This is a genomic window from Microbacterium sp. Bi128, assembly GCF_918698205.1.
In genome coordinates, this window is sequence record NZ_CAKKMM010000371.1 from 1 (window position 1) to 4,325 (window position 4,325).

At 70.5% G+C, this 4,325-nt stretch carries 6 protein-coding genes and 1 tRNA gene; 2 read left to right on the forward strand and 5 right to left on the reverse strand.

What is annotated here, in order from left to right; genetic code table 11:
• Nucleotides 1–300: 300 nt before the first annotated feature.
• Nucleotides 301–816, reverse strand: coding sequence for a MarR family winged helix-turn-helix transcriptional regulator (locus LQV45_RS19180; protein ID WP_230008385.1), 516 nt, complete (start codon nucleotides 814–816; stop codon nucleotides 301–303).
• A gap of 106 nt (nucleotides 817–922) precedes the next feature.
• Between LQV45_RS19180 and LQV45_RS19185 the strand changes: the two genes are divergently transcribed.
• Nucleotides 923–1,789 carry a hypothetical protein gene (locus LQV45_RS19185; protein ID WP_230008386.1) on the forward strand — a complete coding sequence of 289 codons (867 nt, stop codon included), beginning with the start codon at nucleotides 923–925 and terminating at the stop codon, nucleotides 1,787–1,789.
• A gap of 97 nt (nucleotides 1,790–1,886) precedes the next feature.
• On the opposite strand, the gene dcd is transcribed toward LQV45_RS19185, so the two are convergent.
• Nucleotides 1,887–2,492: a dCTP deaminase gene (dcd, locus tag LQV45_RS19190; RefSeq protein WP_230008387.1), complete on the reverse strand. Its 606-nt coding sequence runs from the start codon at nucleotides 2,490–2,492 to the stop codon at nucleotides 1,887–1,889.
• Between the two features lie 200 nt (nucleotides 2,493–2,692).
• Between dcd and LQV45_RS19195 the strand changes: the two genes are divergently transcribed.
• A tRNA-Gly gene (locus tag LQV45_RS19195) sits at nucleotides 2,693–2,766 on the forward strand.
• 202 nt (nucleotides 2,767–2,968) lie between these two features.
• Here LQV45_RS19195 and LQV45_RS19200 read toward each other — a convergent pair.
• From LQV45_RS19200 to LQV45_RS19210, 3 genes are all read right to left on the reverse strand, one after another.
• The gene (locus LQV45_RS19200) at nucleotides 2,969–3,235 is read right to left on the reverse strand and encodes a GlsB/YeaQ/YmgE family stress response membrane protein (protein ID WP_138173909.1); all 267 of its coding nucleotides are present in this window, start codon (nucleotides 3,233–3,235) and stop codon (nucleotides 2,969–2,971) included.
• 194 nt (nucleotides 3,236–3,429) lie between these two features.
• On the reverse strand, nucleotides 3,430–3,717 hold the full coding sequence (locus LQV45_RS19205; protein ID WP_230008388.1) for a hypothetical protein: 288 nt from the start codon (nucleotides 3,715–3,717) through the stop codon (nucleotides 3,430–3,432).
• Nucleotides 3,718–3,807: 90 nt separating this feature from the next.
• Nucleotides 3,808–4,197 (reverse strand): ester cyclase, encoded by a 390-nt coding sequence (locus LQV45_RS19210; protein WP_230008389.1) that lies wholly within the window; start codon nucleotides 4,195–4,197, stop codon nucleotides 3,808–3,810.
• Between the last annotated feature and the right edge of the window lie 128 nt (nucleotides 4,198–4,325).

The following is a 4,325-nucleotide window of genomic DNA, read 5'->3' on the forward strand; positions in this document are numbered from 1 at the left end:
GTTTTCGGCACGCCCGAACCGGATGCCATAACCCCAGTCGCGCAGCCGACCGCGCGGGGCCACGTCCCAAAACAGGCCATGCACCCAGAACAGGCCGAAACCCCGCGAATCCCCCTGTTCTCGCGGCATCCCCTGTTCTCAGCGCACCAACGCGGACGCCCCGGGCCCAGTCCCGCAGCCGACAGCCCGGCGCCACGTCCCAAAACAGGCCATGCACCCAGAACAGGCCGAAACCCCGCGAATCCCCCTGTTCTTATGGCATCCCCTGTTCTCAGCGCACCCGAACCGGATGCCACGCGCTCACTCCCGCGGCCAGGCGTCGGCGAACTTCGTGAGGAGCCGCGCGAGTTCGGTGCGTTCCTCGGCCGTGAACGACTCGAGGGCGGAGCGCACGGCATCCCGGCGTCGCCCGCGCACGCCCGAGACGAGCCGCTCGCCCTCGGCGGTGAGGCGGACGCGGGTGCGGCGGGCGTCGTCGGGGTCGGGCTCGCGCTCGACGAGACCCATCTGCACGCCCTGCTGCACCAGGCGTGAGGCGCGGGGCTGATCCACCCCGACGGCCTCGGCGATCTCGCTCACCGACAACGGGCCGGATGCCGCGACCAACGCGTCGAGCATGCGGAGGCGCGCGACTCCCGCGAATCTCCCCTGGCCGGGGTCAGCCCACGGCGGGCCACCGTGGAACGGGTGGTGCCCGTGCCCGTGGTGCTCGTGCTCGTGGCCGCGCGGACCGCCGGGACCGAACGGCGGACGCGAGCGACGCCCCCGCAACTGGGCGAGCGCGGCGGCGATGTCGTCGGCGGGATCGGTGGTCACATCCGGATTTTACATGTCTCTTGACAAGCATTCGGAATACATGTCACAGTACATCCGTTGTCACATGACATGTATCGGCGGATCTCCCGCCACGAAAGGACCTCCCATGAACACCTCCACACCTCTGGATCCCCGCAGCCTCGCCCACCGCCTCACGACGGTCGGCTCCGCGCTGCACCACCGCCTGTTCGCGCAGCTGCGCGACGGCGACCTCCACCCGAAGACCGCGCTGATCCTCGGCGTGATCGACGGGCGCGTCGACTCCCCGTGGATCCGCGAGCGCATCGCCCACGGCGGCAAACGCGTCACCGCCCTCGCCGAGCGCGGGTGGATCGAGCGCACCGACGACGGCTGGGCGCTCACCGCGGCCGGCCGCGGGATCCTCGATCAAATGGATGCCGATCGCGCGGCGCTCCTGTCCGACGTCCCGACCGAAGAGCTGGAGCGACTCGTCGCCTCGCTCGATGCGGTCGCCGAGGCGATGGGCATCGACGACACCCAGGAGCGCCGGTTCGGCCCGCGCGGACGCGGCGGCTTCGGTCCCGGCTTCGGCCCCGGCATGCGCGGCGGCTTCGGCCCCGGCTTCGGCCCCGGCATGCGCGGCGGCTTCGGCCCCGGCTTCGGCCCCGGCATGCGCGGCGGCTTCGGCCCCGGCTTCGGGTCGGGCATGCGCCGAGGCTTCGGACTCGACGCCTTCGGCGAGCGCGACGCGGAACACCGCGGACACGGCGACCATGGACACGGCCAGCACCGGCACGGCGAGCACGGGCACGGTGAGCCCGGGAACGGCGCGGCTCGCGGCCACGGCTACGGCCACGACGGGCACCACAGCCACGGCGACCACGGTCACAGCGACCACGGCCACGGCCACCACGGCCACGGCGAGCGCGGACACCGTGCGGCGCAGCGCGCCTACGAACGCGGCTTCGACGCCGGGTTCAGTCGCGGCCGCGAGTCCTCGGCATCCGAGTGATCACCGATAAACGCTCAACCGAGTGAGACACGCCGCGAGATGGCGTGTCTCACTCGGGACAGCGTTTATCGGCGGCGGGCAGGCGCGCAGGCGCGGGTCAGTGGCCGGGGGCGCCGGCGTCGGACGTGCCGACGTCGGTGCGGTGGAAGTTGAGCGCCGAGCGCGACGCGGTCGGACCGCGCTGGCCCTGGTAGCGATTGCCGTAGGGGCCGGAGCCGTACGGGTTCTCGGCGGGCGAAGTCAGGCGGAAGTAGCAGACCTGACCGATCTTCATGCCCGGCCACAGCTTGATCGGGAGCGTCGCGACGTTCGAGAGCTCGAGCGTGACGTGGCCCGAGAACCCCGGGTCGATGAACCCGGCGGTCGAGTGGGTGAGAAGGCCCAGCCGGCCGAGCGAAGACTTCCCCTCGAGCCGCGCGGCGACATCGTCGGGGAGGGTGACGCGCTCGAAGGTCGAGCCGAGCGCGAACTCGCCCGGGTGAAGGATGAACGGCTCATTCGGCTCGACCTCGATCAGGCGCGTGAGCTCGGGCTGGTCCTCGGCCGGATCGATGAACGGGTACTTGTGGTTGTCGAACAGTCGGAAGTAGCGGTCGAGCCGCACATCGACGCTCGACGGCTGCACCATCGCCGGATCGAAGGGGTCGAGACCCAGGCGTCCGGTGGCGAGTTCGGCTCGGATGTCGCGATCGGAGAGCAGCACGCGCCCAGCCTAGGGCGTGGGACTGCACCCGCACGGGCCCACGTCGTCCAGATCACGCGATCCGGACGAACGCACCCGTGACATCGCGACATAGGGGGTGATGTCGGCCAGATCACGTGATCTGGCGGAAGAGGGGCTCCCCGCCGACCCGGATGCCGCGGGAGACGCTGTTATGCTGGCGGAAGTGCCGTCAGGCGCTCGGGGCTGTAGTTCAATGGCAGAACATCTGCTTCCCAAGCAGATAGCGCGGGTTCGATTCCCGTCAGCCCCTCCACGGCCCTCACGGGCGGCCACCGGCCGCGCGGGAGGGCTTTCGCATTGCCGCTCGCGTGGGCCTCGCGCCGTGCCGCACGCCCCCGGACCACCACGGGCCGCTCGTACACAGCCACAGGCCCCCAGACACACCACACGGCCGAACGCCCCCGGACACACGACGGGGCCGGATGCCATGGCATCCGACCCCGTGAGAGTTCCGGTCAGTTCTTGGCGCGACGTCCGACGATGAGGCCGTAGATCAGCAGCACGATGATCGAACCGCCGATGGCGAGGAGCCACGTCTGGATCGAGAAGAAGTCCTGGAGCGGTGCGTTGAACAGCAGCCCGCCGAGGAATCCGCCGAGGAGGGCGCCGACGACGCCGAGCAGCAGCGTGATGAGCCAGCCGCCGCCCTGCTTTCCGGGGAGGATCAGCTTGGCGATGGCTCCCGCGAGGAGTCCGAGGAGCAGGAATCCGAAGAAGCCCATGATGTTCCTTTCGAAGTGAAACAGCGCCCGGAAACCCGGACGCTCTTTCCAGCATGGGGCGCGACGCGCACGAAGCAGGGGGCCTTGCAATCTGGCGGAAATTCAGGCTGTGTTCTCAGCAACGCTGCGATCCGGGCCGCGACGCGCGATGCGGCTGAGCGCCCACACCCCCGTCGGGGCGACGAGGAAGGGCATCAGGACCAGCGCGCGACCGACCCCGGCGAAGCGTCGCGCACCTGGCGCAGCTCGATGACCGCGGGCTCGGCGACCGAGTCGGCGTGGGCGTGGGAGACGGCGGTCATCGCGGCGACGAGATTCGGGAAACGCCCCAGGGGACGAGAGCGGCGGTTGTAGGCGAAGTAGGTTCCGTCGGCTTCCCGGTCGACATAGCCGAGGAAGACGCCGTGCGCGGTCGCGACATGGAAACCCTCTTCGACGCGCGCCCAGACGACCCCCGAACCTGGGCGACCGTCAGCGACCATGCGCGCACGTCCTTTCACTCCCGCGGCGGGAGTCGTGTGAGAGCGTCCGCGCGGATGCGCCCGGCCGACCGCCGAACGGAAACCCCGGCTTCACGACAGGGCCGTCCGGATGGCGCCGGCGTCGTCGGTCCCGGATGCCTCGACGATGCGCCCGCGCGCGAGTCGATACATGGCGAACGAGGCGATACTGACCCGCCGTCGCGTCGGAGCGAGACCGTCGAAGATTCCCGTGTGCGCGCCGCTTCCGCGCAGATGGACGGCCGCCCGGTCGTCTTCGACGAGCAGCTGGATGCGCCGCCACTGCCAGTCGGGGAATCCGCGCAACAGATCCGCGTACTCGGACACCCAGGCATCCGCACCGGCGGGAAGGTGCGCGCGCCGCACATCCGGCGAGAGGAGGTCCCGCAACGCGACGAGATCGTGGCGGTTGAGCACATCGAGGAATTCCTGGAACCAGTCGCGCGTCTCCCAGGGTTCCACGTGTTCATTATCGGGTGCGCGGCGGGGCGCCGCCGCCACGGCGTCGCCCCGCCCCCGATTCCCCCGGACCACCGAACCACCGAACCGGCGAGAGGGTGCACCCGTACCTTGTGCGGCCGCGGTCCGCC